We start from the raw sequence: 26,954 nt of genomic DNA on the forward strand, positions 1-26,954 counted from the left end.
ACCAAAGTCTCCATCATCGCGGTGCTGGCCGGGTTTGCCATGTGGCTGGCCGCGGCATCCGCGGGTGCCCAAGTCCGCGCACCCTGCGCATATCACTCTTTCAGTCACGGTGGCCACTACGCGTCGGGCCACTGTTTCGCATAAGGGCGGTAGCTATCTTAGTCCAAGCGCCAACAATTAATATCGCCGAAATAATTACTGATTTCTAAATTAATAGGTAATGGCAAAGAAATAAGCTAATTAAGGTTGTCGAAATTTAATGGTATCCACTCCGTGTCCGCTTTTTCAAAAAAGCACTCTGACCCCGATTTTCTTCTCACGTCAAACGTTAGCCATATTTACTAAACACATAGGTTAGCAATGAACCAAAACGATCAAAGGCTCGCACTGGCATTAAAAATTAGATTTGGAACCGCCCCATCTGAACCAAATGAACAACAGCTTGCGGCAATCAAGAGAGACATTCAAACCCTAGTAGCTCGGGGAAGGGCGCCAACAGACGCTGATTGGCAAGTAATTGTCTCAAAGCACTGCCCGGGGGCGGGAAAATACAAATATGCAGGCGCTGACAATTCTGACTTGACAACCCTACTTCAGATGGCAACAAAAAAATAACGCGGAGACAAACATGACCATACTTGATCTTAAAAAAGAAATTGAGGCGGCCCTGCTTATTACGAGTTGGTCGCCGACTGGCTCTGATCTGAGGGAAATAGCCAGAAAAATACGGGAAAAGAAAGGTAGCCTCACAAGAGGCGAGCTTGAGGTAATTGTTTCTGGCGTCGTTGGCTCATTCACACACGCAATGATGGAGGGCGTGGACAACTCCGATTTGATAACTATTTTGATGATGGCTACAAAAATTGAGAACAAATGAGCAGGCCATCTTGGAAGCTGAAGGACGGCTATCAATACTTAAAGACGAGTATTTGCGCTTCCTAACGCCGGTAGCGGTAAAGATTAATTCGGAGGGTTACAACCCTACTATTGAAGAGCTGCTGCAGTGTCAGCAACTAGGTAGCAGATATTTCAATTATTTGGAGAGCTTTGTTGGTACAAGTGATCTACTAGGTGCCCACAATAGCGGTCTTTGGGTTACAGGATTTGCAGAAACGTGTAAATCCGTTCTTGGCGCCTACGTTGTCCACATCAACTTTTTGAGGAGTTACAGAGAGACCTTAGGGGGCGTGGACGTCGAGCCAGATCAATTCGCATTTGCGAACATGCAGAGGGTAGTAAAGCAGTATCTTGTTGCGGAATGTTCGGCGCAATTGGAATCTTTGTATGTGAAAAATAATTTACCTACTTCGGGGTTCAAAGTGAAAGCTCATGGGGATATTCAAAAAACGCCAACATGGCAGATTGTCACTAGTGTTGCAATTGGCATAATTTCAGTGGTTGCCATATTGTTTCTGTCCGTGGCTATACCAAACCCTACAGCGTGGCAAGGCTTCGTTTTTCGCGGATGTTTGGCTCTGGGCCTGGCTGCCGTTGCGGTGATTGTCCCGGGCTTTTTAAATGTAAATGCACAAGTCAGGGGTGCTGGAAGTTACTTCAAAATTTTTGCTGGGGGCGCAATCGCCATATTCATTGTTATTTGGCTAGTGAATCCACCGAAAGTTAATTCAGAAAACCAAGATCAGAAAACTGAGCGAAATACAGCTAACTATTCGTTCAACGGGACGTCGTCGCTCTTCCGGCGCCGCCGCCTGTTAACTTTAACGTTAGAGGGCACACATGACATCTCTGGTACTAGAACTGCAGCGTGATGCACTTGATAAGTCAGTAGGCACCGCCGACCTTCTTCGGAAGGCACTAGTCGTAGCGCGGAAGCTAAAGGTCACGGATTTGGTCGAGTGGCTCAGCCATGAACTAAACGGCTATCCCGAAGGAAAGGATGTTCCCGAGTACCGGAACCTGCGCGGCGAACTGAAGGTTCATAATCCTTACCACGGCTGGGTCCCGCTGATGATGAAGGATGCCAGGCAAGCTGAGCTTCTCTCAAAGCGTGGCACGTCCCAGGCAATTTCGGAGTTGGAGAGTATTGCGAACGGCGACGGAGGCGTGGTCTACGTGCGCTTGCCGAAGAAGATCGAGCACAGCCTGATGAAGGGCATGGACGTCCCACTTGAGCCAGCCGTTATTCTTTCAAAGACCCAGATCCATGGCCTCGTGGATAAGGTTCGTAACACCGTCTTAGAATGGGCTCTCGGGCTCGAAGAGCAAGGAATAATGGGCGAAGGCATGAGTTTCTCGCCAGAAGAGCAGCGGCAGGCGAGCAACGTGACTCTGCATGTTGCTAGCTTGGGAAGCGTCATTGGCACGATGCACAACTCGCAGATCCAGCAAGGCACTCACAACTCAACCCAAACCTACACACAAACGCTGGACCTCGATGCTGTGGCCCGAGTCATCGGCGAACTGCGTAGCCGCCTTGACGAGGCGCAGCTGCCAGTGGAAGAGGGCGCGCAGGTCAAATCGGATATTGCTTGTGTGGAGGCCCAACTTGCTGCACCCAAGCCGAACGTGAACGTCATTAGGGAAAGCCTGCGCAGCACGAGGTCCATCCTTGAAGGCTTGGCCAGCTCAGCGATCTTCCAAGGCATCATTACGGCGCTCGGAGCACTTAGCTAATGCCCTCTAAGAGTGGGAATAACGGGGCTAGGTTCACTTCTTAAGTCAACCTAACCCTGTTTTCTCCACTGGAATTGGCGAGTAAAGTCGAGAAACCCCAGCTGGCCCAAGACGGGTACTGCGTAGCCTGTCAGCATCGGCTAGCGTTCTTGCTGTTCCGCCGGCGCGCAATCGACCACAATGCTGCCTAACAGTTCGTCCAAGCCGACGCCGCTTCGCGGCACGGCTTAACTCAGGTGTTAGGCCCTAGAGGAGAGCTCGATGCAGTCGTTCAAACATTCTGAAACGTGCATCTGCTGTCAGCGGTCGTTCCAGTTCGGCCGCGGGGTGTCCGCGGGACGCCCCCTGCCTGGGTACAACATAGTAGTCTGCCGCAATTGCTACGATAGCAACTGGGATGGCTGGGCCCCGCACTACGAGTGGCTCATCATCAAGCATCTCCGAGAGCAAAGCGTCACACCGCCGCCCCGGAGCAAAGATGGTTGGCTTCCTCATAATTGGCCGGAGGCGGCCGGTGGGGCCTAACAATTCGTCCAAGCCGACGCCGCTTCGCGGCACGGCTTACTCATGTGTTAGACCGGATGAGGGAGAGAAATGGATCGCCCGTCAGAAGAACTACGCCACCTAGTACGTCGCCACATTGAGCTTCTGATCGATTACGAGCATTTCCTCGAACGCAATCCGGAGCACACTCACACGCCGCTGTTTCGGGCGCGGTATGAGCCGGTGATGATTGAGCGCGCCTGCCCCTTGGAGCGTGACCCTGGCGGCTTCATGGAAATGCTTGTCGCTCCGGGGAGTCGACAGCAGGGGCTTCGCAACATCAGTAACGAGACACGCGACTGCCGAAAGCTGATCATCCTGGACCCGTACATCTTTTCCGGCCCATCTGCTCGCGCCGCCGACATTGCCGCCGACCTTGAAGAAGCATTGTTCTCCCGGCGGAAGAGCATCCAAAGCGTGCATATCGTGTACAGCGACAAGCCAGGGGATCGAACAGGTGCCGTCCGCGACGCCGTGCTGTCGATGTTCGAACGGCATAAAACGTTCGTTAGTGAAGCCCGTAGCCACGCGCTACATGATCGCGTTTGGATCTACGATCGCACCAGCGCGCTGGTAGTCGGGACTTCGCTGAACGGGATCGGCAACCGCTTAGCATTCATGCTGCCGCTGCCCAATGAAGACTTATTGCACCTTCTGAGCTATCTCGACGACAACGGGCTATCTAGGCATATCCCAGCGTAGCTTGCGTGCGCAAATAATGGGGTCAGGTTCACTTATAGATCAGTAGCGGGGTCAGGCTTACTTTTACTTCTCGTTAGAGATCTTCCCTGCTTGACATCTAAAGAAGTCAGTAGCAATCTCCATTCCAAGGAGCGTAGAAACTCCTCTAACAGCGGTACCCACCTCCGACAAACCGGTGGGTTTTTTGTGCCTGATCCTCAGGCACAACCGACGCGATGCCTACGTCGGGAGGGCGGCTAATACAACACCCTTCGGGGGAATACGCCCGCCGTCTGTTAGCGGTTTCTAACCTCCCGACATCCCGTCGTCGGTCGGCGGCGGGTTTCTGGCCGTCAAGGAGGGCTTCGCCATGCATCCACCGTCATCCCGTCCCGCCCCTGCCCGCAAGCGGGCAACACGGAAGGCAACCTGCTGCCCGAACTGGACCATCGTCGAGTCCGAGCTCATCCCCATGCTGACGCCCGAGCAGATCGCCGTGGCCGACGCCGCCGATCTCGCCCGCCAGAAACGCCCCCCGCGCCGCACGCGCCCGCCGCAGCACTGCACCGTCGGCTACGGTCACTACGCCAACGGCAAGCGCATGCCGGCGGTGCACCTCGCCGGCCGCTGGATGGAGGAACTGGGCTTCGCCATTGGCAAGAAGCTACACGTGCGCGTGCGCGACGGCGAACTGGTGGTAAGCCTGGCCACGGAGGACTGACGTGGACATCCTGCACCTGCCGGAACAGAGGTCAGAGTTCACTTTGTTGTGCGCGGCACTTTTGGAAGTTCGCGGACGATTGTGCGCTTGCGTGGCAATGCCATTAGCGACGTCCGGCGGAGAAGGCTGCGGAACTAGGTACGCAGTTGATCGAGTGATGCATCAAGCGAATTCCTAGCAAGGCTGCGCGCTATTGTGGGCAGAGCACAGACAGGTCTACTCTGATCCAACTGTCTGGTCGATCACATTAGGGGGTGTGATATGAAGTGTGGACTGCTGTCGTTGATTCTGCTGGCGGGCCTTGCGGCATGTCACTCCGCGCCGTCGCCGCGGCCGGCCGTCGCACATGGGGATGGCGCATCGCCGGACCGTCCCGTCGATCTGTCTTCGGCGCATAGCGAAGGCGCGGGCATCGCCGCGCAACGCACATGGCTCGATCAGCACTACCCCGGCGCGCGCATCAAATCGCAGTCGCTGTTGTTCGAGCCGTCGGCCATGGACCTCATCACGATCGTGCTGCCCTCCGGCGAGGAGCGTGAGGTCTATTTCGACATTTCGTCCTACTTTGGGAAGTGGTGAGTGGCGCAAGGCATGTCATGCAGGCATTTGTCATCGGATTCCTGGCGCTGATTGCGTGCGCCGGAGCGGCCTTCGTCGTGGCGGTCGTCTTCCCATCCCGCCTGGCGTTGCGGCTGTTCCTGTTTACGTCGACCATGACCTTCCTATGCCTGTTTTGCGTCGCCTGGTTTCTACGGGATGGATTGGGACCGGACGCGGTCACATCGCAGGGAATGCTGGCGGCCTTGCGTGTCGCCGACAGTGCCTGGTTTCCGGCGTTGTGCTGGGCGCTCCTCAACGGTTTGGCCCATTTGGTCTATCGATGGAGACGCGGAAAACGTGGAGAACGCACCGCACTGGGCGACATGCGCTCCGGGTGAAGCGTGGCGACTAGCTCGCCTTACAATAGGTGCTGAGTCGCGAAGCCGATCGCTTCGCGCATTCCGCCGTAGACACGCCCGCCGTTCCAGTGATTGGTAGCGACGACCGCAATCACTGGCTCGGCGAGGATCGCGCCACGCCGCGCTTCTGCGGCAACAGGAACAAACGGGCCGCAGATGGACGATACAGCGATTCGGTTAGGAATTGTGGCCCTTGTCTTTTTCACATGTGCTTCGGTGAACTATTCCGCTTTCCGGATGGCCGGTGGCCTGCCTGGGAGGATGAAGACACTTGGCGTGATGTTTGGCGCTGTCGGCATCTTTTTGATGGTTCTGGTGGTGCTATGCGTCTTCATCTCCCTGCTTCAATACTTCATCGGCGGCGGCACCTATGTGGTCGTAAGGCTGCTTGATCCACTCCTCTTGGGCGTAGGGTTCTGCACCACCGGCTCTCTCATTACCCTGGTGCTTGGCACGCGAGGCAGGCATGACAAAAAAACCCGCTGACTCAATCGGACCTACTGCGCTCAGTGGAGCGACGCAATGCAAGCGGACATCGCTTTGAACGCCACCAACGTTGTTGCCCGCAACTTCGCCCGATGCGCTGCATACGACGACTGCTCGTTCGTCGGTCGTCTCAATGAAGAGATGCGCTGGGACTGGGACGAGTACTGGCTTCTGGAGAAGGCACTGTATGACCTGGCGACCGATGGCGAACTTGAGCGCGAGACGGCATGGCCTCTGTTCCGGATCTTCAGCTTCGTGCTGATGCTCCTTGGTTGTCACTTCAATCCCAACGACGTCTTTGCGCTCAAGGGCGCCTCCGACGAAGATGTCCACGATCTGCGCGACCGACTCCAGTTGGTTTTTGAAGGCTTCTATGCTGGCAGCATGCCGGCACATGACAGGCTTGACCCGTCTAACCCGTTGTTGATGTCGACTCACCACTAAGCACATCAGGCGCACTTATGGATCTGTCCCAATTGGAATTTCACGACGCGGTGCTATTGGGCGTTTCCCTCGACCCGGTCGAGCGCGCTGCCGAGATACGACTCGCCTACTATCCATCGAGCCAATCGCGCGAGCGGGTATTGGGCATCCTTTGCTTTCGCGGAGTGGCGCGCCTCAATCAGATCACGGACCTGGACGCTTTGCAGCAGCACGCCGGACCCGGCAACATCAGTCAGTTCGTCACTGGCGAGCAGCCCGGTGTCAGTCATCTCTACCATGTTCGCGGATTGATCGAAATCGCAGCGACATCAGTTGCATTCCTGGATGTGCCTGAGAACTCACAGAAACCAGCATTGGCGCTTGATGTCGCTTGAATTGGAATCCAGCCGGCAAGGACCGTACCAATGAGTTCGTGGTCTCCGCTGCTGATTTTTTGCCTTGGCAAGCGATCCATTGAGGCAACCTATGCGCCCTGACCGCCCCAAAGCCGTTTCTGTCTCGGTCGCCCTGCTTGTCGCGACGCACATGATCGGGCTAGCGCAGATGATCGGTCTGTCAGGCACGCTGGATGTGCCGCTCTGGCTGCCTTACAGCGCCTTGGCGGCCCTCTATTCACTGTTGATTTTTCTGATCGTGATGCTGATGCGTGGCAGCCAGCTGGCGCGCACTACATACACAGTAGTTGGCTTACTTGGTCTGGTTTCTACGGCAAGCTCCGCCAATCATCTCGGCATGGGCTGGTTGATCGTGGCGGCAAAGCTCACTGCTCTGACATTGCTGTACATACCTTCCAGCGATGCATGGTTTGCCGCCCGAAGCGGTGGCGAGACACATTCTTCAAAAAAGACAGCTTGAGCGCCTGATGACCACATTCCAATTCCAACCCCGCTGGAAGGAAGAACTCGTCTGCATCGGGCCGGGTGGCGCGTTCGTGCTGGACTTCCCGATGGGCGTGCCGACCGTCTACGTGCCCACCGAGCATGCCTGGGCGCAAAGTGCACCCGAATGGGCGCGCGACTTGTGGCCGGTGTTCAAGGCCGAGCTGGAAGCTTGGTGCCAGGCGCGCGACGTACAGTTCTTCCTGGACGGGTCGGCCAAGTGCTACTGAGCCATCGCCACGGCCGAGGTGAGAACCACGCCAGCAAGCGGAAGTGCGCGGATTGGTATCCTGGCGCGCCATCGCAGCAAGGTCTCCAATGAGCCAGAGTACAGAGCGCGCTGACGCGACGAACATCCCGCTGTACCACTTGATCGCGTCGGAATCGCACGAGGTCCTCGGTCCGTGGGCGGACGCGTTCCCGGCGTATACCGTCGTGGTCGGCTACTCGAGTCTCGGTCACTTCTTTCTGCATGACCCGGCCAGCCAAGATTACGCGGTGCTGCACCCGTTCAAGGCTGCCGGCAAATCCTATGGCGCGCACGCGTCCACCACGGCGTTCGAGGTGGCCATGCTGCGCGATCCGGGCTTCGAGGCGTACGTGTTGCGCGGCGACCATGTGCGAGCGATCGCGGCGCGTCTTGGCCCGTTGAAGCCCGGGCAGATCTACATCCCGCAGCCGTATCCGACGCTGGGCGGCACGGAAGCGCCCGAGACGTACGACAAGGGCGATGTGTGGGTGTTCGCGGATCTCGTCGCGCAAAGCGTGGGCTTGTGACGTGAACCCGAGCGATTTCGTAAGGCACGGCTGATACGGATGGCGCGCGCAAGTCGCCGATCGACACGTGTGTTGTGCGTGCTTGCCGGCGCGCTACTTGGTGTTGCCGCGTTCTGCGTGGGCGTTGACCCTGCGTCGCCGCTACGGTCGGGCGCGTGCGTACTGCTTGCGATCGGCGCCAGCGTCCATGTGGTCTCCGCGTTCCTGGGCAGCGACGCCTGGCGGAGTCGCTTGATCGGGCTATGGCCGGGCATCTGAAGGCCCGCTTTCGAGAAGCCGGGCGGCACGGCCTCGCCGCCCGGATCACATGCAACGCGAACGCCGTAGACGCTCGCCTCAGTGCTTGGCGGCCTTGCGTCGGTACACACCATTGAAGCTCACATTGGCGCCGCCGCACTGCAGGTTGTCCGAGACCACCAGCAGGTCGCCGACCAGCTGCAGGCGGACCTTGCAGTCGCCCTCGTCGAGCTCCAATCGGTTGCCTTCCGGAAACCCCCGCGCGGTGACGGCGCCGATGTTCGGGCCGCCCGGCCGGTCTTCGGGGCTCGGGTTGGCGCTGGGCCAGTAGGCGTCGCCGTTGGCGGTGATGGTGCCGTCGCCGTTGGCGATCAGTTGCAGGCCGTTGTCGCCGTCGTGCCACTGACCGACCCAGGCCTGCGGCTTCGGCGCGGCCGTCGTCGGCAGCGGCTGCACGCTGGACGCCGCCACCCAGCCGGCGCTGCCGCCGACCTTGTTGGGGTAGAACGCGCAGACGAAGCCGCCCTGGCGCTGCGCCAGGATCACCGTGTCGTCCTTGACCACATAGGCGCGCTGCCGGCACGCGGCCTCGCCCTTGGCCGGGCAGCCGTCGTCGTCGTTGAGCAGGTACAGGCGCGGCACCGCGACCTTGGCGAGCGAGAACCCGGCCGTGCTCATGGGGAAGCCGCCGTTGCGGCACATCGCCGCGTCCTCGTCCGGCGCCGCGTAGGCCAGGGCGGGAACCGCCAACAGGGCGAGCAGCCAGGTCTTGTGCATCAGAGTCGCTCCAAAGGTGGGGCGACAGTGTGGGCCAACGGGGGTGAACCGGTGGCGAGCGAACCGGCAGGCGAGGGCGTCGTGGTGCCTGCCAGGCACTGCCGCCAGGGGGGGGCAGTGGTCCAGCCGCAAGCCAGTCGGCTTGCGACGCCCACGCGGAAAAACGTCTCGGCCTGTAAGGGAGATGCCATCAGGCACGTTGCAGGGATTCCCCTTTACGGCGATCCAGGTTTCAGACGCAGACGGTAGTGGAATGGCAGTGAAGTACCGGGCAGGCGATGTCTTTGCGATCCCGTTGGACACGGGAACGTATGCGTTATGCCAGGTGCTGTGGGCGCCGCAGGGCGACTATCGCCAGGTGGTCGGCTTCTGCGTGCTGGAACGGCATGCCTCCACGCCGGCGCTTGGCCCGTCGCCGGGACAGCCGCTGCCCGCGCGCGACGGGGACCAGGACATCCGCTTGCTGTTCACCGGCACCCAGAAGCTCAAGCGCGGCGACTGGCAGATCATTGGCCACGCGCCGCTGCCCAGCGACATCGTGGACCTGCTGACCTTCCACATCGCCGGGGAGCTGCACGAGGGCGACAGCTTCGTGCGGCTGCTGGCGGTGGATGAGTACGCCCGCTATCCGTCGATGTCGGTGCTTGGATTCGAACTGGTGCACCGGCTGCTCAGCGGCAGCCAGTGAGCCGTTGACGGCCACCGGCCGCTCGGCGAGCATCGCATGCAGGCCCAACGCAGGGGCGTGGCCGGCGCCGTACATCACTCTGTCTGGATCAGCTGACATCATGCCCGCAAGCCTGTTGACCGAGATCGTCCTGCGCCCGCTGCTGGAGATCGTCCTGTACGGCCTGTGCTATGTGGTCGGCATGATCGTGGTGCCGGCGTTCTCGTTCGGCTACTACAGCGTCGAACCGTGGAGCAGCAAGCAGCGCAGGAAATCCGGCAAGCGCAGTGCCTATCTGGCGCCTCGCGTGGTTTCGGCCGACACGGCGGCCTTTTGGGGCGGGTTCATCCTGGTGGGCGTTGGGCTGTTGGGCTATGCGCTGTGGCAGGCGGCGGGCGCTTAACCCCGAAGCCACACCGCGTTACGCTTCCTGGACATCGACTGCAACGGATTGCATCCGCTCATGCCTCACTCCGCCGCCTGCTTCACCACGCGACACACGCTGTCGGCGCTGCGCGATCAGATCGACGAACGCCCGGAACTGGAGATGGCGTTGGAGTGCATGATCGAGGTGGAAGAGGAACATTTCCCGGACCCACCGACCTTTGCGGCGCTGTCGCATCTGGCGCAGTGCACGGCGTGCCAGGCCTGGAGAACCGCCTGGATGGACGCGCAGTTCCCGGAGCGTGTGGTGTGGCGCAAGCGAATCGCTCGCTACTGCTGCAGCAGCATGTTCGCCGCGGTGACCAAGCCGGACAGGACGGTACGGATCGAATTCGAGCTGTTCCGCGGCGAGGATCCGACCTGGTACCTCAACGACGCGATCTGTGTGCGGTTCTGCCCGTGGTGCGGGCAGCGTCTGCCCGATCGGCCTTTCGAGCCGGATCTGGAGTCCGAGCAGGAGCCGGGACACACACCGTGACACTGTGCCGCCGCCGCGTCGCCATGACGGCTTCAGGGCTGCCGCGACGGTCGATCGTCCTGTGGCTGCTCAACCGGCTTGCGGATCCGTCGCACGACCACGCTGCTTGCCGCATGGCGACGTCGGCGCATGGCGGTGTGCGATGAAGCAGCGACTGCTCGCTCTCGCGATCGCGCTGCTGTCAGCCGGTTGGGTGCTGCCGCTGTGGTGCGGTGTCGAGGCGTGGCTGACGTTCTGGCAACGCGAGGGCATAGCGTCGCTGCAGCGCGGTCCTTCCGGCGACTCCTTTCCGTACCTGGCCTTCGCCTCGGCCTGCTGCAAGGCCGCCAGCGTCTGGCTTGCCGTCGCAATCGGCATCTGGGCGTATCTGGGCGCGCGTGCCTGTCTACGGCGGATGCGATGAGTTGTCATGCGCGCGTGCTGCAATGGGTCCGGCCAGTCGCTGCACCACGGTGTCCTGCCCCGGTGGCCGGGCGTTGCGAGAGACGCCCATGTGCCGCAGGCGGCGGTGCCGGCCGCCACCGGGTTGCATGACGTGCCGCACCGCTGTCCACCTGGATGGCCGTGCGTGCGTTACCCTCCTGGACCGCCCATCCGCGCCCGCTCGCCCTGACGCAGCCACGCCGATGCGTGCGTCCGCCATCCGATCGTTCGAGAGTCAAGCTGCCGCATGCATCCTGTCATCCACTTCCGCTCCCGCCTGCTTGAGGTGAGCGCCGAGCCGGAGAATCCGATCAATCCGATCCGCGGCAGCTCGCTGCTGGACTGGCTGCGTGTCCGCGTCGGCGACAGCATGGTGCTGTCCGAGCCGGACCCGGAAGACTGGGGCTGGGCCTCCGAAGCCGAATGCCAGGGGCGCACCTACCTGGTCGGCGCCTACGCCGAGGAAGAGGTCGATGGCAACCATACCTGGATGTTGCAGATCGAGAAGGAGCGCTCGTTCTGGGAGCGTCTGCTCGGCCGCCATGCGATGCATGACGACGATCCGTGCTTTGTGCGGTTGCATGCGCTGATCGCCGCCGAACCGCGGTTCACCGACGTGGTGGTGGAACGCGAACCCTGACGGCCTCCGCCGCCTCGATGCCGGCGCAGCACGGTGCGCGACGGTGGGTGCCTGGCTGCAGCACGCCCGCCATCGTGCTTGGGTATGCTCGCAGGTCCGTCCACGTCCGCGTGCTCCGATGCCGAGTCGAACCCTGTCGCTGTTTCCGCTGCTGTTGATCGGCATTGCGCCCGCGCTGATGGCGGCGCCCAAGCACTGTCTGCCGTACGGGCCTACCCAGGTCACTCTGTCCGGCACCTTGGCGCCATCGCCCACCGCGTCCGCGGCGCCCACTGCGCCGCATGCCCACGCGCATGTCGATGCCGCTGCGGCAGCGCCCCAGGAAGAGGTGCTGATCCTGCCGCAGCCGCTGTGCGTGGCGGCATCGGCGGACGGGCGCCAGCCGCGGCACGAGCAGGTGCGCCAGTTGCGGCTGGCGGTCACTGCTGACCAGGCGGCGCACCTGCGCGAGGAAGGGAGCGGCCAGGTGGTGCGGGTGACCGGAAGACTGGCGCATGCGCCGGCCGGTCCGGATGCACCGCCGCTGCGCCTGAGCGTGCTTGGGGTGGATAGCGACTGAAGGACCGCCCTGGTACGCGCTTTTGCTTCGACTCAGTGAAATGTGTCGTGGTCTTGTAGGAGCGGCTTCAGCCGCGACGGGCATTCCCGGTAACGCCTGTCGCGGCTGAAGCCGCTCCTACGCGGGTGGAGTCTCGGTGAGATCGGATGTCTCCTGTTACCCAGGCCACCTGATTGCTGCGTCCACGCCGGTTGCTGGCGCGCACGGGGAGCGCGCATTGACGGCGCGCAGTGCCTCGTTGAGGATCGCCATGCCGCGCCTGGCGGCTCAAGGTGTCGGCGATCGATGAGGGGAATCCGTTTTCTGTGTGCGATGAGCCTGTGGTTGAGCGCGTTCACCGCCATCGCGGGCGAGTCGCCGGCGCGCACGGTCCAGACGTTCTATACCTGGGCGATCGTGCCCGAGCACGCCGACGGGGACGTTGCGCAGGTCCGGCACCTGCTGGGGCGGGACTTGTTCGCGGCGCTGCAGGCGCAACGCGCCTACGAGGCGGCCTGCGCCAAACTGGTGCCCGCAGACGTCAAACCGCACATGCTCGACCAGAGCCCGTTCTTCCTGTGGCCGGACCAGCCCACTGCGCTGGTCTCGACGATCGCCCAGGTCACCGGCGACACCGCGCAGGTGCGCGCCCGCCTGGCCGTCGACGGCCAGCAGTGGACGGACACGGTGGTGCTCGGCCGCCAGGACGATCGCTGGGTGATCCTCGACATCGCCTGGCAGGAAGGGACACTCACCCGACGTCTGACCGAATTCGCCGCGCAGCCGTGCACGCAGTGATGGCCACCGGCGCGGACGAGAGAAGGCACGATGGATGACGTCGGCAGCCGTGCCGCGTTGCTGCTGAGTCTGCAACGCGGCCTGCTCGGCGAGGGGCACCCGCAACTGCGGCAAGCCTCGATCGAGGCCGATCGGGCGCGGCGCGTGGTCCGATTGCGCTTCGAATACGATGGCCCGCCCATGGAAGCGCCGCACGAAAGCTGCTCGCGCGCCGCCACCGAGGTGATCTCGGACTTCCCGGCAGGCTGAACCTCGAAGAAGCGCATGTCGCCGTGCCGATGCCGGCGCCGCTGCAGGCCCTGCAGCACGTGGCATACCGCCGTGCAGAAGCGGATCATTCGGCCTGACTGGCGCCGCCGGTCCCTACCGTTCCTCCGTGCCCGCCTCCACCACCCCGGGAATCGGCGTGGCCGCGGGAAACGCGTCGCGCAGCAGGTCCACGCCCTGCTGCGGCTTGGCCAGCGGCGTCAGATCCTGGCGGTCGGCGCGCAGTTCGGCGCTGCGGTGCGGGGCGATGGCATCGCGGCGGGCCTGCAGGTCCGGTTGCAGTTCGCCGTCGCGGTTGAACGACCAGGCCAGCATCGGCTCGCCCAGCGGCAGGGCGTCGCCGGCGGCATCGCCGTCGCGCGAATGCCAGGTGTGCCAGGTCTTGCCGTAGCTGTTGAGCTTGCTGCGCATCAGCGCCTTCTCCGCGGTCAGCGGCAGCCCGGGCGCGGACAGCTGGCCGGACAGGATCTCGCCGTTGTGCGGATGCCAGTAGCGGCGCTCCTCGGGCGGGAGTTGCTGGAACAGCCGCTCGGAAATGATGTACTCCACGCCGGTGAGGTTGGCCTGCGCGGTGTCGCCGTCGAACAGGGCGCACTGGGCGAAATCCTCGTTGGCCTGGCGGCAGAAGTGGTGGGCTTCCATCTGCTGGTGCGGATGCTCGCGCATCGGATGGAAGCCGACCAGGTGGATGTCCAGCACCGCGGCCGGGCCACTGTCCTGCAGTGCCTTGGCGCCGGCTTCCAGGACCCGGGTCTTGGCGCTCTCGGCCGCGCCGGGCGGTTGCGTGGCGGGTTCGGTGCGGTCGCGCCCGCAGGCGGCCAACGTCAGCAACAGGGGAGCGAACAGGATGCGGCGCATGCGGTGTCTCCAAAGGCGGCGCGCCGGCGTGGGCCGCATGGCCCGGACGCGTGGCGCACGACAAGGGGCAGCATCGGCTGCGCCACGTCGATCGGCCGTGGCCGGGGTGTCTGCACGGTGTCGTGACGCGCAGAGCCGACCATGTGGTGTCGCGCATGCAGGTCCGCGGATGTCCGCTGCAGCGGCTTCGCGCGACGTCGGGCGGTCACGCGTCGTTGCGCCGTGGCCGCCGCGCGGTCATTGCAATGGCGTTGCAACACAGACGACATATCGTGCCGCGCTGCGCCACCGTATGGCGCATGCCGTCGCGGGCTGCTGCGCAAGCCGAACGGACTCGATTCTGCGCGCTCACAAGGATCCGACATGCTGCTCTCCTCTCTCTCCCCGCGGCCGCTGACCGCGCGCGCCGCGCCGGCCCGTACCCGCCTGGCGCAGGCTTGCGCCGCCCTGGTGCTGGCCTCGGTCGCCGCCGCGGCCGCCGCGCAGGACAGCGCGCCGTCGCTGGCCGGCAGCGAGACCCGCCCGGCCAATGCCGCCGGCACTGGCGACGCGGCGACCTCGCTGGACACCATCATCGTCACCGCCGAGCACCGCGAGCAGAACCTGCAGGAGGTGCCGGTGTCGGTGGGCGTGGTGCAGGGCGAGGCGATGCGCGACTTCACCGCCGGCGGCGACGACACGCTGCTGGCGCTGTCCGGCCGCGTGCCCAGCTTCTATGCCGAGACCACCACCGGCCGCATCTTCCCGCGCTTCTACATCCGCGGCCTGGGCAACATCGACTTCTACCTTGGCGCCTCGCAGCCGGTGTCGATCATCCAGGACGACGTGGTGCTGGAGCACGTGGTGCTGAAGTCCAACCCGGTCTACGACGTGGACCAGGTGGAAGTGCTGCGCGGCCCACAGGGCTCGCTGTTCGGCCGCAACACCACCGCCGGCATCGTCAAGTTCGACAGCATCAAGCCCAGCGACGACTACACCGGCCGCGTCACCGCCAGCTACGGCAGCTACGACACCGTTTCGGTGGACGGCGGCATCGGCGGCCCGATCAACGACGTGCTGTCGTTCCGCGTGTCCACGCTGTATCAGCACCGCGACGACTGGGTGGACAACACCTACACCGGCCCCAGCGCCGACGGCACGGTCACCCCGAAGAAGGACGCGATGGGCGGCTACGACGACCGCAACGCGCGCCTGCAGCTGCTGCTGAAGCCGAGCGAGAACTTCTCGCTGCTGGGCTCGTTCCACACCCGCGACTACGACGGCACCTCCACGCTGTTCCTGCGCGGCGCACTGCACAAGGGCTCGAACAGGGTCGACGTGCCGCGCGACCAGGTGGCCTACGACGAGGCCCACGACAACCCGCAGGCGTACAAGACCCACGGCGCCTCGCTGAAGGCGATCTACGACTTCGGCGGCGTGTCGCTGACCTCGATCAGCGCCTACGAGACCACCTCCGGCTACAGCCGCGGCGACACCGACGGCGGCGCCGCAGCCAACTTCCCGGTCAACGGCGTGCCCAACGGCTACGGGCAGTCGATGGGCCAGGTGCGCGATCTGGACCAGTACACCCAGGAACTGCGCCTGGCCAGCGAAGGCGACGCCCCGCTGCAGTGGCAGGCCGGCGCGTTCTACTTCGACGGCAAGGACACCACCGATTTCTACCAGCGCGCCTACTTCCTCCAGACCGCCGCACGCAATCCCAACAACTGGGTGCGCCTGCACAACCGCAACACCTCCTGGGCCGGCTTCGGCCAGCTGACCTACAAGGTCACCGACGCATTGACCCTGACTGCCGGCGTGCGCCAGACCCGCGACAGCAAGGAGACCAAGCTGCTCAAGACCGCCGACACCGCGGCCGGCGTGGTCACCTACAAGGGCCGCCGCGACGTGCGCCTGGCCGACACCCAGCCGAGCTGGGACCTGAGCGCGATGTACGAGATCAACCCGAACGTCAACGTGTACGTGAAGGTCGCCCGCGGCTTCCGCGGCCCGACCATCCAGGGCCGTTCGGCAGTGTTCAATTCCGACTTCACCACCGCCGACTCGGAAACCATCCTGTCGTGGGAAGCGGGCATCAAGAGCAACTTGTTCGACAACCGCTTGCGTTTGAACGTCACCGGCTTCACCTACACCGTCGACGACATCCAGCTCAACGGCAACGACTCCAACGGCAACGGCGTGCTGTTCAACGCCGACAAGGCCAAGGCCTACGGCATGGAAGCGGACCTGGACTGGCGCCCGATCCCCAACCTGTCGCTGACCGCCGGCCTGAGCCTGCTGCACAGCGAGATCCAGGACAAGCGCGTGTACGCGCAGGTGTGCGGCCTGAACGGCGTGGTGGTGTGCACGGTGAAGGACCCGACCATCCGCATCGGCAACAACACCTTCGCCCAGATCGACGGCAACCCGCTGCCGAACGCCCCCAAGTACAACGTCAACCTGGCCGCCCGCTACGACATCCCGGTCAACGACGGCGGCGCCTTCTTCGTCGCCACCGACTGGAACAAGCAGGGCTACACCAGCTTCGTGCTGTACGACTCCACCGAGTTCACCTCCAACGGCAACTTCGAAGGCGGCCTCAAGCTGGGCTACACCGGCGATTACGGCGCCTGGGAAGTGGCGGCGTTCGCCCGCAACATCACCAACGAGAAGAACCTCAAGGGCGTGATTGAGAACTACATGGCGGCCGTGTACAACGAACCCCGCATCGTCGGCGTCTCCTTCAACCTGCACTGGCACTGATCGCAGGCATTGCAGCACACGCGCCGGCAGCACACGCCGGCGCCAGCGGGCGGGAGGGCGATGGTCCTCCTGCCCGTTTTGCGTTTGGTAGGGGCACGTTGCGTCGCTGTGACGATAGCCGTCGCCGTCGCCGTCGCCGTCGCCGTTGCTGTTGCTGTTGCTGTTGCTGTTGCCTGGCTTTGGCTCTTGCTTTTGATTCACCGGGTTCCCTTCCGAAGCGGCGGCCATCGCGGGGAAACACCCGAAGGGCGGCGTACATGGATGTACGCCGTCCGCGGCAGGGGCAGGATGCCCCTTCCGCGGATCCCCGTGATGGACGCGGACCCGGAGCGCGCAGCGCGGAGGGCGCAAGGCAGGGCGCGCTTTCTTTTGGTTACCTTTTCTTTGCGCGAGCAAAGAAAAGTAACTCGCCCGAAAGGGCGAAAGCCTTTGCTGTTGCTTCAAAGCATGAGTGTCAGACAAGAAAAACCGTAGGAGCGGCTACGGCGGCGACCGCGACCTCCACGGTAAAGCCCGGTCGCGGCTAAAGCCGCTCCTACGACCGCCCGAGGCCCTCGAGGCCCGAGGTCCCGACCCCGACGCCTGCGGCCTGCGGCAAACCCGCCACCCATCCCAAATCCCATAGCGCCCCCGCCCCCGCTCTGCTAAAGTCCGCGCCCAGCGCTGCCGGGTCCGGCAGCCGGGCACAGCCGCCGCCATGCCTTCATCCGTGCGTTTTTCGGGGGGAGTGGTGCATGCGCGTCGCGCGATCGGTGTTGTCCTTGTCTGTCGTCTCCATCCTGCTGGGCTGGGCGCCCACAACGCGCGCCGCAGGCGGTGAGGCCGCGCCTCCCCCCGATCCCACCACCCTCGACCAGATCGTCGTCACCGGCGAGAAGAGCGGCCGCAGCGTGCAGGACACCACCAGCTCGGTCGCCGTCACCACCGAAGCGCGCATCGAGCAGGAGAACCTGCAGAACGCCTACGAGGTGTTCAACCGCACCGCCAACATGGCCCAGACCTACGGCGATGCCGGCTTCAGCATCCGCGGCATCCGCAACATCGACGGCGGCAGCGATGCACCGCTGGCCACCATCTACCTCGACGGCGCCGCCCTGCCATGGAAAGCGATCAGCTGGGCGCCGCTGAGCCTGTGGGACCTGCAGCAGGTGGAAGTCCTGCGCGGCCCGCAGTCCACCCTGCAGGGCGAGAACGCCCTGGCCGGCGCGATCGTCCTGCGCACCGCCGAGCCGACCATGGACTGGCAGGGCAAGCTGCGGGTACTGGCCTCCGACCCGTCCGACCGCAGCCTGGCCGGCGCCATCGGCGGCCCGATCGTCGCCGACGAACTGGCGTTCCGCGCCTCGGTGGAGCAGCGCAGCTTCGACGGCTACACCTGGAACCTCACCCGCCAGGCCGCCGACGACGCGCAGGTCTCGGCCATCTACCGCGGCAAGCTGCTGTGGACGCCGTCGGCGATCGCCGGGCTGAAGGTGCAGCTGGGCTACACCCGCTCGCACCGCACCGGGCCGTACATGTACAGCTACGTACGCACCGACCTGCCCGACTACTTCGTGCACCGCTATACCACCAACAACACCCCGGACCGCACCCGCAGCGACAGCGACATCGTCACCCTGCAGGCCGACTACGCGCTCTCCGACGCCTGGTCGCTGTCCTCGGTCAGCGCCTGGAACAAGGTCACTTCGTCCAGCCTGTGGGACATGGACCATGGCCCGGACAACGCCGGCTACGCGCGTCGCCAGCTCGACGACACCACCGCCTCGCAGGAACTGCGCCTGCACTACGCCGGCACCGCGGTGCAGGGCCTGCTCGGCGCGTACTGGGCGCGGCACGTCGAAGACAACGACGCGCAACTGCTGAACAACGTCGCCACGCCGACCACCACCATCGCCGGCCTGCTGCGCAGCGCCGGCTTCCCGGCCGCCACCGCCACCGCGATCGCCACCCGCTACGCGCAGGCGCTGCCGGTGATTCCGGTCGACTACGTCAGCGCCAGCCCGACCCGCTCCAGCAACCGCGCGCTGTTCGCCGACGGCCAGTGGCAGATGGGCAGCGGGTTCTCGCTGCTCGGCGGGCTGCGCTACGACCGCCAGCGCTACGCCATGGCCTCCGACACCACCGCCGCGTTCGCCGGCCGCTATCCGGATCCGGCCGCCTTCGCCGCCAGCGGCACCGCGTTGTATCGGGCCATCGTCGCGATCAACCAGGGCGTGGCCGGCATCGTGCGCTCGGCCAACGGCGAGGTGGCCTGGAACACGCGCGACTTCGACGCCCTGCTGCCCAAGCTCGGCGTGCGCTACGACTGGAACCCGGACCTGTCGGCCAGCCTGGTGGTGCAGCGCGGCTACCGCTCCGGCGGCTCCAGCTTCAACTCCGCGCGCAGCCAGGCCTTCCCCTACGACCCGGAATACACCTGGAACTACGAGGCCGCGCTGCGCTCGCAGTGGCTGGACCGGCGCCTGACCCTCAACGCCAACGCCTACTACATCGACTGGAAGGACAAGCAGACCACCGCCTACTTCGGCCTCAACAGCTTCGACTTCAACACCGTCAACGCCGGCCGCGCGCATCTGTACGGCGCCGAGCTGGAGGCCAGCCACCGCCCCAACGAGGCCTTCGACTGGTACGGCTCGCTGGGCTATGCGCGCACCCGCTACGACAGCTTCGCCACCATCGCCGGCGCCTCGGTCATCGACTACGCCGGCCGCGAGTTCGCCTACGCGCCGCACTGGACCGCGGCGCTGGGCGCCAACTGGCGCTTCGCCGAGGGCTGGCTGGCCAACCTCAACGCCAGCTTCCGCGACCGCGTGTACACCGACATCGGAGCCGGCGCGGTGCAACTGGCCTCGCGCACGGTGGTCAACGCCAAGTTCGGCTACGAGAACCTGGACTGGAGCGCGTGGATCTTCGCCAACAACCTGCTCGACCGCGACTACGTGCAGTACCGCTGGGCCACCGAGCCGGTCGCGATCCTGGGCGCGCCGCGCGTGGTCGGCATCGGCTTCGAGGCACGCTGGTGATGCTGGCGGTCGCCACCGCCGGCTACCTGCTGGCCGCCGCGCTGGCGGCGCTGGCGTTCTACCTGGCCACCGCACACCAGCGGCTGCGCCCGGCCTGGCGCCGGCACGCGCGCGCGCTGCGCGTGGCTGGCACCCTGCTGTGCGTGGCGGCGCTGGGCGCGGCGATCGCCGCGCTGGGCGTGTGGGCCGGCGTCTTCGCCGCGTTGAGCGCGACGATGCTGGCGGCGGTGGCCTTGCCGTACCTGGATGCGTGGCGGCAAGTGCACCGAGGGGCTGGCGATGTGGGCTAGGTGGCTGGCGGCGATAGTGCTGGGCCTGCCGCTGGCGGTGGGTGCCATCGGCCTGTGCGTGCTGCTGTGGCCTGGCAATCTGCAGGTGCATACGCTGCCCTGGCTGTTGCTGGTGTTCCCGGCGTGGGTCGGCGCGATGTCGCTGGCCTTCGTGTTCCGCAGCGGCGCGCGCGCGTGGCTGTGGCTGGGCGGTGCGACCGTGCTGTGCTACGTGGCGCTGTTCCTGCTCAAGGCCTCCCATCTCGTGCAGGTGACGCCATGAAGGCCGCGACCCTGCGGCAGTTCCTGTCGGCGCACAGCTGGATGGGCCTGCTCGCCGGTATGGCCTTGTTCATTGCCTTCTATGCCGGGGCGATCAACGTGTTCACCCACGATCTGGAACAGTGGCCGCGGCCGTCTGACGTGCAAGCCCAGGCGCTGCCGCCGGAACAGGCCGCGCAGGCGCTGGCCGATGCGGTGCTGGCACGGCATCCGGCGCTGGCCGAGTCCTACACGCTGATGCTGCCGGGCGAAGGGCGCGCGTTGCCGCAGCTCTATGCGTTCGGGCCGGCCGCACAACAGGCCTTCGGCGGCATGGTGCAGTTCCAGCCGGGCGCCGATGGGCAACCGCTGCAACTGCCGCAGCGCAGCGGCTTCGTCGATTTCCTGTACGACCTGCATTTCACTGCCGGGCTGCCGCGCACCTTCGGCACGTATCTGTTCGGCGTGGTCTGCCTGCTGTACGGGCTGGCCCTGGTCAGCGGCGTGGTGCTGTATGCGCCGGTGCTGCTCAAGGACCTGTTCGCGCTGCGCCGCGGCCGCAACGTCAAGCGCCTGTGGCAGGACGCGCACAACGCCATCGGCATGCTGTCGCTGCCGTTCCACGTGATCTTCGCCTGGTCCGGCGCGGTGCTGACCCTGGGCGTGCTGCTGCTGGCGCCGTTCCAGTATCTGGTGTTCGACGGCAAGCTGATGCAGGTGCTGCAGCCGGATTTCGAACTGGCGCCGCACGTGCAGCCCGCGCACGTGCCTGCGCCGATGCTGCCGGTGGCCGAGCTGGTGGCGCGGGCGCGCGCGGCCAATCCCGGCTTCGTGCCGGAGAGCCTGTCCTTCCACGATGCCGGCGACGCCAACGCGCAGGTCGAGCTCTACGGCCACCAGGACCAGCGCCGCCTCAACACCCTCGGCGGCGTGGCCCTGCGGGCGGCCGACGGCACTGTGCTGCGGGTGCTGTCGCCGCAGACCATGTCGCCGGGCGTGGCCGCGCTGCGCGGCCTGCAGACCCTGCACTTCGGCAACTACGGGCGCTGGCCGCTGCAGTGGCTGTACTTCCTGCTCGGCCTCGGCGGTGCGTTCCTGTTCTACAGCGGCAACCTGCTGTGGGTGGAAGCGCGGCGCAAGCGCCGCCAGCATGCGCAGCCGTTGCGTACCCACGTCATGGCACGGCTCACCACCGGCGTCTGCCTGGGCTGCGTGGCCGGGGTGTCGGCGCTGTTCGTTGCCGCGCGCCTGCTGCCACCGGGCATGGAGCGCGGCGCGTACTACGTGGTGTTCGCGCTCGCGGTGGCCTGGGCGCTGCTGCGGCCGACGGCGCGCGGCGCCTACGAACTGCTGCTCGCCTGCGCGGCGCTGACCGCGCTGGTACCGCTGGCCGGCTTGCGCGGCGACGCCGGTTGGGTGGCGCCGTGGAGCAGTGGCACCCTGCTGGCGATCGATGCCTGCGCGCTGGTATTGGCCTGGGCCTATTGGCAGATGGCGCGCGCGGCGTACCGTCGTGGGCAGGGCGGCGATCCGCACAGCGTGTGGGCGTTCCCGCCGCCGCGCTGAGGCACCGCAGTGCGCTCCATGCGGCGCAGTAGGGTGCCGCTGTCACGCAATCGATCGCCCCGAAAGTGGACAATCGCGCGCCGGTGCTTTTTCATGGTCTCGACGTGGGCACCGCAGCGTCCGCACGAAATGGAGTCGGGTTCCACGACCTGATGTGACCCGCTCCGCACTTCGCGCCGCGCTGCCGTCGACAGGGGACTGCATGCACGAGCGTTACCAGGAGCCACACGACACGCCGCCGGGCGAGGCCTACGCGGCGCAACTGCGCAAGGGATTCGCCGCGCTGCGTTTCGATCCTCCACTGGAACGGGCGTACCGCCATTACACCGCCACCACGTTGGGCTTCGCGCAGCGCGTGGCGGCCTCGCTGGGCGTGTTGATCGCGCTACTGCTGCTGGGCTGGGACGCGGTGCATTTCGGCTGGCGCGGCGGCGGCGGCCTGTTGGGCTATGCGATCGCGGTGCGCGCGGCGACGCTGCTGGCGTTGCTGTGGGTGGCGGCGGCGATCCACCGCGCCGACACGCATGGCCCCGGCCGCGCCGCGCTGCTGCTGCTGGTCGGCGGTACCGGGCTGGTGCTGTCGAGCATCGGCTACCCGCCGCAGGAGCTGCGCTACGCGGCGGCGGTGATGACCCTGGTGCTGGTGGCCGGTTTCTTTCCGCTGGGCCTGGCGCTGTGGCAGAGCGTGGCGGTAGCGCTGTTGCTGTGTGCGATCAGCGCCGCGGCCGGCCACCTGCTGCTGGACGGCGCGACCCGGGATGCCTACCTGCGCCTGCAGTGGCTGCTGTGGACGGCGGTGCCGGTCGGCGCGGTCGGCGGCTACCTGCGCGAGCACTCGCGCCGCGAGGGCTTCCTGCAGCGCCGCGTGCGCGACGACGAGGCCTTGCGCGACGCGCTGACCGGTCTTGGCGATCGCCGCCGCTTCGAGGAGCACCTGGCGGTGGCGCTGGCCGAAACCCGGCGCCTGCAGCGCGGGTTGGCGTTGATCCTGGTCGAACTGGATGGATACGCCGCCTTCGTGCAGCGCTACGGCGCGCACGAGGCCGATCGCGCCGTGGTGGACGTGGCCGAGGTGCTGCAATGCCTGCTGCGGCCGATGGATGTGGCCATGCGCATCGAGGCCGACCGCTTCGCGCTGGTGCTGTACGACGCCAGTGGCGCGCACCTGCGGCAGGTGGCGCCGGCCTTGCGCGACATGGTCGAACTGCTGGCGATCGCGCACGCCGACATGGCCAACGAACGGCTCGGAGTCAGCGTCGGCGCCTTGCTCGCCGCGCCCGCCGATACCGCAGCCACGCTGATGCAACGCGCCGAGGCGCTGCTGCAGCGCGCGCGCATCGGCGGCGGCAACCAGGTGGTGCTGGCCGAGGAGACCGGTTGGTAGTCCTGCCCCGCGCGACATGCAATGCTAGCGGCTGCGCATAGCCCTTCGCCGAGGTGATCGATGCGTCTGGTGAAGCCGTTGCGGGTACTCGCGCTGTGGTTGGTGATCCCCTTGGGGGCGATCGTGCAGTTGCAGATGGTCGGCATGATGCGGCACAACTACAAGGCCGTCGGCGCGATGCGCGATCAACTGCAGCGCAGCGGGCTCGCCCAGGTCACCTCCTTGCGCGGGATACCGCAATTCTGCGAGGACGTGGGATTCCTCGATGGGTTCTTCTATTCCTATGCCGTCGATGTGGCGAGGATTCCCGACACCTACTGGGCCACCGCCACCGCGCGGCGGCATTGGCAGCGCGGTCCCTTCGACCTCGATAAGCAGTTCAAGCTGGAACAGTGGGCCGAACCCGAATCCCCGCTGATAAAGGGTTGCCCCAAGTTCCCCGTGGCAACGTCCTCGCGTTTCGTGGTCACCTTCTTTTACGACGAATCGGGCAAGCTTGGTCCGCAGACCGAGTTCACCAAGGGCGCGGGGGTGATGGTCTACGACACCCGGACATCCAGGCTGTACTGGAAGTACTCTGGCTCGTAGCGGACGGTCGTGCGGCTGCCATGGAGGACGGCGCGCCCGCTCACAACGTCCCGCGCTGCACGAACGGCACCTGCTGGTACAGGCGCCGCTCGCCGCCGCGCGGGTCGTGCGCCAGGCGGCTGTCGCTGTCGAACAGCAGGGTCTCGCGTTGGGCCAGCGAATACGGTTCCCAGCGTGGCAGGCCGGCGTGGTTGGGATCGCCGTGGCGGGCGAAGGCCAGCAGCGCTGTGCTCATCGCATCGGCCATGCGCTGCGCGTCGGCGCCATCGCCGGTGCGCGATCCGGGCTGGCGGATGTTGTCGAACACCAGCGGGATGTCCAGGGTGTGGAAGGCGCCGAACTTGCCGCCGTCCAGCGGCGAGCCCCAGTCCAGTTGATAGACCCAGGTCGGTGCGCCTTGCCGCGCGCGCGCCTCGGCTTCCTCCACCGCGCCGCGCCAGGAGCGGCCGGCGGTGGTGGCAGCGAAGAACACCTCGCTCGGCGTGTAGTGCGGATACAGCCGCCGGTACTCGGCGATCACCACCTGCGGCGACAGGTCAACATACTGCTCCTGCGCCAGCTTGGCCGGCAGCGTGTCCCAGGTCAGCGCGAAGTTGGCCGGATCGTGGCCGAGGAAGGCGCGGGTCTCGTCGTGGGTGTTGCCGATCACCATCGGGATGCGCGCCGACTGCGGCGGCGCGTCCGGCCAGAACGGATGGCGGTGCAGCACCTGCGCATCCAGCACCGGGCCCAGGTACAGCGCGGTGTCCTCCGCGCGCGATGGATCGCGGATGCGGGTGGCCTCGAGCACGCGCTGCAGTGGCAGCGTGTGCAGCGCGTCCAGTTGCGCTGGCGCCAGCTGCAGGGCTTGCAGCAGCAACTGCGCGCGCTGGCCGGCGGCCCGCGGCCCGGCGGCGGTGACCTGCTGCCCGCTCATGGTCCAGGCGCGGTGGAACAGGCCCTGCGCGGCCGGCATCGCCATCAGCGTGGCGATCTTGGCGCCGCCGCCGGACTGGCCGAACACGGTGACGTTGCCGGCATCGCCGCCGAACTCGGCCGCGTGCGCGCGCACCCACTGCAGCGCCTGCACCAGGTCAAGCTGGCCGATGTTGCCGGAGGCGGCATAGGCCGGCCCCCCGAACGGCGCCAGGTACAGATAGCCGAAGGCGTTGAGGCGGTGATTGACGCTGACCACCACCACGTCGCCGCGCTGGCACAGGCGCATGCCGTCGTACAACGGGTCGCTGCCGGAGCCGTTGTTGTAGGCGCCGCCGTGGATGTAGAACAGGATGGGACGGCGCGCGCCGTCGCGTAGGCCGGGCGTCCAGACGTTGAGGAACAGGCAGTCCTCGCTGACCGGCTCGGACCCGCGCTGTGGCGCCGATGCGCCGTAGGCGCTGCAGTCGCGCACGCCGTGCCAGGGCCGTTCCTGCAGCGCCGGCTGGAAACGTCGCGGCGCGGTATCGGCGCCGTAAGGAATGCCCTTGAACACGCACACGCCCTGATCGCGCACGCCGCGGACGCGGCCGCTGCGGGTGCGCGCCAGCGGTGCCGCTGGCGTCGGCGCCGATGCGCTCGCGAGGCCGGGCAGCACGCCACCGACGGCCAGCGCGCCGAGCGCGCCGTTGCGCAGGAAGCGGCGCCGGCCCTGGTCGTCGAGCGCGGTGGGATGCGGGGCGGGCAGGCGAGGGCGGGCGGTCATGCGTGGACGGACTCCTGATGAGGCGATCGGGGACGCGCGTGCGGCGTGGCGGCGCGATCGCCTGGCGGGGCAGCCAACGGCGCGCAGGCCATGTGGTTCACTTTCCCCCCGCCGGCGGCGGGATCGGTGCGCGGGCGCGCGGATCGTCCTGCACGTTGCGCATCCAGCTCAGCGCCAGTTGCGGCCATGCCGCCAGCGGCAGGCCGGCGATGCCGCGGACACCGAAGCCATGGCCGCCGTGCGCGAACAGGTGCAGCTCGGCCGGTATCCCCGCCTGGCGCAGCGCCTGGTAGAACAGCAGGCTGTTCTCCACCGACACCACCGGGTCGTCCTGCGCCTGCACCAGAAAGGTGGGCGGCATGCCGGCGTGCACGCGGTTCTGCAGCGAGTAGGCGGCCATGGTCGCCGCGTCCGGGTGGCGGCCGAGCAGCCGCAGCCGCGAGCCGGTGTGCGCCGCGGTGCCGCTGCCCATGTCGATGACCGGGTACAGCAGTAGCAGGAAATCCGGGCGCGCGCTGACCCGGTCGATCGCATCGCGCGCCGGATACACCGCGTCGTCGTAGCGGGTGCCGAGGCTGGCGGCGACGTGGCCGCCGGCGGAGAAGCCGATCGCGCCGATGCGCTGCGGGTCCACCCCGTAGTCGGCGGCATGCGCGCGGATCAGGCGCAGCGCGCGCTGCGCATCGGCCAGCGGCTGATCGCGCGCCGCGGCGTCGTCGACCGCCGCGTCGGGAAGCCGGTAGCGCAACACGAACAGGGTGATGCCGGCCTGTTCGGCGAAGATGGGCACCAAGGCCGTGCCTTCCTTGTCCAGCACCACGCGCGCGTAGCCGCCGCCAGGCGCCACCAGCAGCGCACTGCCGTTCGGGTGCTTCGGTCGGTACACCACCATGTAGGGCTGGTAACGGCCGCTGAGCGCGCGGTCAGGCAGGGCCGGGTCGTCGCTGCGCTCGACCAGGTGCGCTTGCTCGGGTCCGGCCGTCGACCCCGGCGCCGGACCGGACCACAGCGGCAACCGCGCCGCTATCTCGGCGGCGCTCTCGCTGGCCGGCCGCTCGGCCGCCATGGCTGCGCCGGGAGAAAACGCACAGCACAGCGCGCCGGCCACGGCCAGCAATGCGGTCCAGACACACGCTCCGCGACGGCGGACAACAGCGACTGGCGGCCGCGCGCTTGTCGCATAGCGCAGA

The 26,954-nt window shown here is 65.8% G+C and carries 32 protein-coding genes; 28 read left to right on the top strand and 4 right to left on the bottom strand.

Features of this window, described 5'->3' with window-relative positions; translation table 11 throughout:
• Positions 1–628 precede the first annotated feature (628 nt).
• The 13 genes from AC1PK7_RS00215 to AC1PK7_RS00275 all read left to right on the top strand — a co-directional run bounded on the left by AC1PK7_RS00215 (position 629) and on the right by AC1PK7_RS00275 (position 8,123).
• The gene (locus AC1PK7_RS00215; RefSeq protein ID WP_481099458.1) at positions 629–877 is read left to right on the top strand and encodes a hypothetical protein; all 249 of its coding nucleotides are present in this window, start codon (positions 629–631) and stop codon (positions 875–877) included.
• A gap of 10 nt (positions 878–887) precedes the next feature.
• Positions 888–1,769 (top strand): hypothetical protein, encoded by an 882-nt coding sequence (locus tag AC1PK7_RS00220; protein ID WP_481099459.1) that lies wholly within the window; start codon positions 888–890, stop codon positions 1,767–1,769.
• The gene (locus tag AC1PK7_RS00225) at positions 1,738–2,634 is read left to right on the top strand and encodes an AbiTii domain-containing protein (protein ID WP_481099460.1); all 897 of its coding nucleotides are present in this window, start codon (positions 1,738–1,740) and stop codon (positions 2,632–2,634) included. The genes AC1PK7_RS00220 and AC1PK7_RS00225 overlap by 32 nt, the downstream gene beginning before the upstream one ends.
• A gap of 594 nt (positions 2,635–3,228) precedes the next feature.
• Positions 3,229–3,879, top strand: a complete 651-nt coding sequence (locus tag AC1PK7_RS00230) for a hypothetical protein (protein WP_481099461.1) — start codon at positions 3,229–3,231, stop codon at positions 3,877–3,879.
• Between the two features lie 451 nt (positions 3,880–4,330).
• A complete protein-coding gene (locus tag AC1PK7_RS00235) occupies positions 4,331–4,579 on the top strand; it encodes a SymE family type I addiction module toxin (protein WP_481099462.1) in 249 nt (82 codons plus the stop codon).
• 261 nt (positions 4,580–4,840) lie between these two features.
• Entirely contained in the window at positions 4,841–5,158 is a 318-nt protein-coding gene (locus tag AC1PK7_RS00240; RefSeq protein ID WP_481099463.1) for a hypothetical protein, read from the top strand.
• A 17-nt stretch (positions 5,159–5,175) separates the two neighbouring features.
• Positions 5,176–5,517 carry a hypothetical protein gene (locus AC1PK7_RS00245; RefSeq protein WP_481099464.1) on the top strand — a complete coding sequence of 114 codons (342 nt, stop codon included), beginning with the start codon at positions 5,176–5,178 and terminating at the stop codon, positions 5,515–5,517.
• 237 nt (positions 5,518–5,754) lie between these two features.
• Positions 5,755–6,024 (top strand): hypothetical protein, encoded by a 270-nt coding sequence (locus tag AC1PK7_RS00250; RefSeq protein WP_481099465.1) that lies wholly within the window; start codon positions 5,755–5,757, stop codon positions 6,022–6,024.
• Positions 6,025–6,060: 36 nt separating this feature from the next.
• Positions 6,061–6,468 carry a hypothetical protein gene (locus tag AC1PK7_RS00255; protein WP_481099466.1) on the top strand — a complete coding sequence of 136 codons (408 nt, stop codon included), beginning with the start codon at positions 6,061–6,063 and terminating at the stop codon, positions 6,466–6,468.
• A 17-nt stretch (positions 6,469–6,485) separates the two neighbouring features.
• Positions 6,486–6,842 (top strand): hypothetical protein, encoded by a 357-nt coding sequence (locus AC1PK7_RS00260; protein WP_481099467.1) that lies wholly within the window; start codon positions 6,486–6,488, stop codon positions 6,840–6,842.
• A 91-nt stretch (positions 6,843–6,933) separates the two neighbouring features.
• Entirely contained in the window at positions 6,934–7,323 is a 390-nt protein-coding gene (locus AC1PK7_RS00265) for a hypothetical protein (protein ID WP_481099468.1), read from the top strand.
• Between the two features lie 7 nt (positions 7,324–7,330).
• Positions 7,331–7,576, top strand: a complete 246-nt coding sequence (locus AC1PK7_RS00270; RefSeq protein ID WP_481099469.1) for a hypothetical protein — start codon at positions 7,331–7,333, stop codon at positions 7,574–7,576.
• Between the two features lie 88 nt (positions 7,577–7,664).
• The gene (locus AC1PK7_RS00275; RefSeq protein ID WP_481099470.1) at positions 7,665–8,123 is read left to right on the top strand and encodes a T6SS immunity protein Tdi1 domain-containing protein; all 459 of its coding nucleotides are present in this window, start codon (positions 7,665–7,667) and stop codon (positions 8,121–8,123) included.
• A 336-nt stretch (positions 8,124–8,459) separates the two neighbouring features.
• Here the strand turns inward: AC1PK7_RS00275 and AC1PK7_RS00280 are convergent, their stop codons facing one another.
• A complete protein-coding gene (locus AC1PK7_RS00280) occupies positions 8,460–9,137 on the bottom strand; it encodes a hypothetical protein (protein ID WP_481099471.1) in 678 nt (225 codons plus the stop codon).
• A gap of 253 nt (positions 9,138–9,390) precedes the next feature.
• On the opposite strand from AC1PK7_RS00280, the gene AC1PK7_RS00285 reads away from it, so the two are divergent.
• The 8 genes from AC1PK7_RS00285 to AC1PK7_RS00320 all read left to right on the top strand — a co-directional run bounded on the left by AC1PK7_RS00285 (position 9,391) and on the right by AC1PK7_RS00320 (position 13,374).
• Positions 9,391–9,825 (top strand): Imm26 family immunity protein, encoded by a 435-nt coding sequence (locus AC1PK7_RS00285; RefSeq protein WP_481099472.1) that lies wholly within the window; start codon positions 9,391–9,393, stop codon positions 9,823–9,825.
• A 100-nt stretch (positions 9,826–9,925) separates the two neighbouring features.
• Complete coding sequence (locus AC1PK7_RS00290; protein ID WP_481099473.1) at positions 9,926–10,207, top strand: hypothetical protein; 282 nt, start codon at positions 9,926–9,928, stop codon at positions 10,205–10,207.
• Positions 10,208–10,267: 60 nt separating this feature from the next.
• The gene (locus AC1PK7_RS00295; protein WP_481099474.1) at positions 10,268–10,726 is read left to right on the top strand and encodes a hypothetical protein; all 459 of its coding nucleotides are present in this window, start codon (positions 10,268–10,270) and stop codon (positions 10,724–10,726) included.
• 142 nt (positions 10,727–10,868) lie between these two features.
• Positions 10,869–11,129, top strand: coding sequence for a hypothetical protein (locus tag AC1PK7_RS00300; protein ID WP_481099475.1), 261 nt, complete (start codon positions 10,869–10,871; stop codon positions 11,127–11,129).
• 267 nt (positions 11,130–11,396) lie between these two features.
• Positions 11,397–11,789 carry a hypothetical protein gene (locus tag AC1PK7_RS00305; RefSeq protein ID WP_481099476.1) on the top strand — a complete coding sequence of 131 codons (393 nt, stop codon included), beginning with the start codon at positions 11,397–11,399 and terminating at the stop codon, positions 11,787–11,789.
• Between the two features lie 118 nt (positions 11,790–11,907).
• Positions 11,908–12,348 (top strand): hypothetical protein, encoded by a 441-nt coding sequence (locus AC1PK7_RS00310; protein ID WP_420008444.1) that lies wholly within the window; start codon positions 11,908–11,910, stop codon positions 12,346–12,348.
• 312 nt (positions 12,349–12,660) lie between these two features.
• The gene (locus AC1PK7_RS00315; RefSeq protein ID WP_481099477.1) at positions 12,661–13,125 is read left to right on the top strand and encodes a DUF3828 domain-containing protein; all 465 of its coding nucleotides are present in this window, start codon (positions 12,661–12,663) and stop codon (positions 13,123–13,125) included.
• A 30-nt stretch (positions 13,126–13,155) separates the two neighbouring features.
• On the top strand, positions 13,156–13,374 hold the full coding sequence (locus AC1PK7_RS00320; protein ID WP_481099478.1) for a MafI2 family immunity protein: 219 nt from the start codon (positions 13,156–13,158) through the stop codon (positions 13,372–13,374).
• A 114-nt stretch (positions 13,375–13,488) separates the two neighbouring features.
• Here the strand turns inward: AC1PK7_RS00320 and AC1PK7_RS00325 are convergent, their stop codons facing one another.
• Positions 13,489–14,226, bottom strand: a complete 738-nt coding sequence (locus AC1PK7_RS00325; protein ID WP_481100956.1) for an OBAP family protein — start codon at positions 14,224–14,226, stop codon at positions 13,489–13,491.
• A 387-nt stretch (positions 14,227–14,613) separates the two neighbouring features.
• Here AC1PK7_RS00325 and AC1PK7_RS00330 point away from each other — a divergent pair, with 387 nt between their 5' ends.
• The 7 genes from AC1PK7_RS00330 (at position 14,614) to AC1PK7_RS00360 (ending at position 24,083) form a co-directional block, all read left to right on the top strand.
• Complete coding sequence (locus AC1PK7_RS00330; protein WP_481099479.1) at positions 14,614–16,992, top strand: TonB-dependent receptor; 2,379 nt, start codon at positions 14,614–14,616, stop codon at positions 16,990–16,992.
• Positions 16,993–17,753: 761 nt separating this feature from the next.
• Entirely contained in the window at positions 17,754–20,015 is a 2,262-nt protein-coding gene (locus AC1PK7_RS00335; RefSeq protein WP_481099480.1) for a TonB-dependent receptor, read from the top strand.
• Positions 20,015–20,305, top strand: coding sequence for a hypothetical protein (locus tag AC1PK7_RS00340; protein WP_481099481.1), 291 nt, complete (start codon positions 20,015–20,017; stop codon positions 20,303–20,305). The genes AC1PK7_RS00335 and AC1PK7_RS00340 overlap by 1 nt, the downstream gene beginning before the upstream one ends.
• Entirely contained in the window at positions 20,295–20,567 is a 273-nt protein-coding gene (locus AC1PK7_RS00345; protein ID WP_029562102.1) for a hypothetical protein, read from the top strand. Before AC1PK7_RS00340 ends, AC1PK7_RS00345 begins: the two co-directional genes overlap by 11 nt.
• A complete protein-coding gene (locus tag AC1PK7_RS00350; protein ID WP_481099482.1) occupies positions 20,564–22,111 on the top strand; it encodes a PepSY-associated TM helix domain-containing protein in 1,548 nt (515 codons plus the stop codon). The genes AC1PK7_RS00345 and AC1PK7_RS00350 overlap by 4 nt, the downstream gene beginning before the upstream one ends.
• A 202-nt stretch (positions 22,112–22,313) precedes the next feature.
• Positions 22,314–23,495 (top strand): GGDEF domain-containing protein, encoded by a 1,182-nt coding sequence (locus AC1PK7_RS00355; protein WP_481099483.1) that lies wholly within the window; start codon positions 22,314–22,316, stop codon positions 23,493–23,495.
• Positions 23,496–23,555: 60 nt separating this feature from the next.
• Positions 23,556–24,083, top strand: a complete 528-nt coding sequence (locus AC1PK7_RS00360) for a hypothetical protein (RefSeq protein ID WP_481099484.1) — start codon at positions 23,556–23,558, stop codon at positions 24,081–24,083.
• A 40-nt stretch (positions 24,084–24,123) separates the two neighbouring features.
• Here AC1PK7_RS00360 and AC1PK7_RS00365 read toward each other — a convergent pair whose 3' ends face one another.
• Both AC1PK7_RS00365 and AC1PK7_RS00370 read right to left on the bottom strand, forming a co-directional pair.
• Positions 24,124–25,764 carry a carboxylesterase/lipase family protein gene (locus tag AC1PK7_RS00365; RefSeq protein WP_481099485.1) on the bottom strand — a complete coding sequence of 547 codons (1,641 nt, stop codon included), beginning with the start codon at positions 25,762–25,764 and terminating at the stop codon, positions 24,124–24,126.
• 97 nt (positions 25,765–25,861) lie between these two features.
• Positions 25,862–26,830: an alpha/beta hydrolase gene (locus tag AC1PK7_RS00370; protein ID WP_481099486.1), complete on the bottom strand. Its 969-nt coding sequence runs from the start codon at positions 26,828–26,830 to the stop codon at positions 25,862–25,864.
• Positions 26,831–26,954 lie beyond the last annotated feature (124 nt).

The sequence above is a fragment of the Xanthomonas sp. NCPPB 3174 genome (assembly GCF_056725205.1).

Bases quoted from the DNA above. Each gene is read 5' to 3' on its own strand.
- AC1PK7_RS00215 (WP_481099458.1), top strand. From the start codon at position 629: ATGACCATACTTGATCTTAAAAAAGAAATTGAGGCGGCCCTGCTTATT.
- AC1PK7_RS00225 (WP_481099460.1), top strand. From the start codon at position 1,738: ATGACATCTCTGGTACTAGAACTGCAGCGTGATGCACTTGATAAGTCA.
- AC1PK7_RS00230 (WP_481099461.1), top strand. From the start codon at position 3,229: ATGGATCGCCCGTCAGAAGAACTACGCCACCTAGTACGTCGCCACATT.
- AC1PK7_RS00235 (WP_481099462.1), top strand. From the start codon at position 4,331: ATGCTGACGCCCGAGCAGATCGCCGTGGCCGACGCCGCCGATCTCGCC.
- AC1PK7_RS00240 (WP_481099463.1), top strand. From the start codon at position 4,841: ATGAAGTGTGGACTGCTGTCGTTGATTCTGCTGGCGGGCCTTGCGGCA.
- AC1PK7_RS00245 (WP_481099464.1), top strand. From the start codon at position 5,176: ATGCAGGCATTTGTCATCGGATTCCTGGCGCTGATTGCGTGCGCCGGA.
- AC1PK7_RS00255 (WP_481099466.1), top strand. From the start codon at position 6,061: ATGCAAGCGGACATCGCTTTGAACGCCACCAACGTTGTTGCCCGCAAC.
- AC1PK7_RS00260 (WP_481099467.1), top strand. From the start codon at position 6,486: ATGGATCTGTCCCAATTGGAATTTCACGACGCGGTGCTATTGGGCGTT.
- AC1PK7_RS00265 (WP_481099468.1), top strand. From the start codon at position 6,934: ATGCGCCCTGACCGCCCCAAAGCCGTTTCTGTCTCGGTCGCCCTGCTT.
- AC1PK7_RS00270 (WP_481099469.1), top strand. From the start codon at position 7,331: ATGACCACATTCCAATTCCAACCCCGCTGGAAGGAAGAACTCGTCTGC.
- AC1PK7_RS00275 (WP_481099470.1), top strand. From the start codon at position 7,665: ATGAGCCAGAGTACAGAGCGCGCTGACGCGACGAACATCCCGCTGTAC.
- AC1PK7_RS00280 (WP_481099471.1), bottom strand. From the start codon at position 9,137: ATGCACAAGACCTGGCTGCTCGCCCTGTTGGCGGTTCCCGCCCTGGCC.
- AC1PK7_RS00285 (WP_481099472.1), top strand. From the start codon at position 9,391: ATGGCAGTGAAGTACCGGGCAGGCGATGTCTTTGCGATCCCGTTGGAC.
- AC1PK7_RS00290 (WP_481099473.1), top strand. From the start codon at position 9,926: ATGCCCGCAAGCCTGTTGACCGAGATCGTCCTGCGCCCGCTGCTGGAG.
- AC1PK7_RS00295 (WP_481099474.1), top strand. From the start codon at position 10,268: ATGCCTCACTCCGCCGCCTGCTTCACCACGCGACACACGCTGTCGGCG.
- AC1PK7_RS00300 (WP_481099475.1), top strand. From the start codon at position 10,869: ATGAAGCAGCGACTGCTCGCTCTCGCGATCGCGCTGCTGTCAGCCGGT.
- AC1PK7_RS00305 (WP_481099476.1), top strand. From the start codon at position 11,397: ATGCATCCTGTCATCCACTTCCGCTCCCGCCTGCTTGAGGTGAGCGCC.
- AC1PK7_RS00310 (WP_420008444.1), top strand. From the start codon at position 11,908: ATGCCGAGTCGAACCCTGTCGCTGTTTCCGCTGCTGTTGATCGGCATT.
- AC1PK7_RS00315 (WP_481099477.1), top strand. From the start codon at position 12,661: ATGAGCCTGTGGTTGAGCGCGTTCACCGCCATCGCGGGCGAGTCGCCG.
- AC1PK7_RS00320 (WP_481099478.1), top strand. From the start codon at position 13,156: ATGGATGACGTCGGCAGCCGTGCCGCGTTGCTGCTGAGTCTGCAACGC.
- AC1PK7_RS00330 (WP_481099479.1), top strand. From the start codon at position 14,614: ATGCTGCTCTCCTCTCTCTCCCCGCGGCCGCTGACCGCGCGCGCCGCG.
- AC1PK7_RS00340 (WP_481099481.1), top strand. From the start codon at position 20,015: ATGCTGGCGGTCGCCACCGCCGGCTACCTGCTGGCCGCCGCGCTGGCG.
- AC1PK7_RS00345 (WP_029562102.1), top strand. From the start codon at position 20,295: ATGTGGGCTAGGTGGCTGGCGGCGATAGTGCTGGGCCTGCCGCTGGCG.
- AC1PK7_RS00350 (WP_481099482.1), top strand. From the start codon at position 20,564: ATGAAGGCCGCGACCCTGCGGCAGTTCCTGTCGGCGCACAGCTGGATG.
- AC1PK7_RS00355 (WP_481099483.1), top strand. From the start codon at position 22,314: ATGCACGAGCGTTACCAGGAGCCACACGACACGCCGCCGGGCGAGGCC.
- AC1PK7_RS00360 (WP_481099484.1), top strand. From the start codon at position 23,556: ATGCGTCTGGTGAAGCCGTTGCGGGTACTCGCGCTGTGGTTGGTGATC.
- AC1PK7_RS00365 (WP_481099485.1), bottom strand. From the start codon at position 25,764: ATGACCGCCCGCCCTCGCCTGCCCGCCCCGCATCCCACCGCGCTCGAC.
- AC1PK7_RS00370 (WP_481099486.1), bottom strand. From the start codon at position 26,830: ATGGCGGCCGAGCGGCCGGCCAGCGAGAGCGCCGCCGAGATAGCGGCG.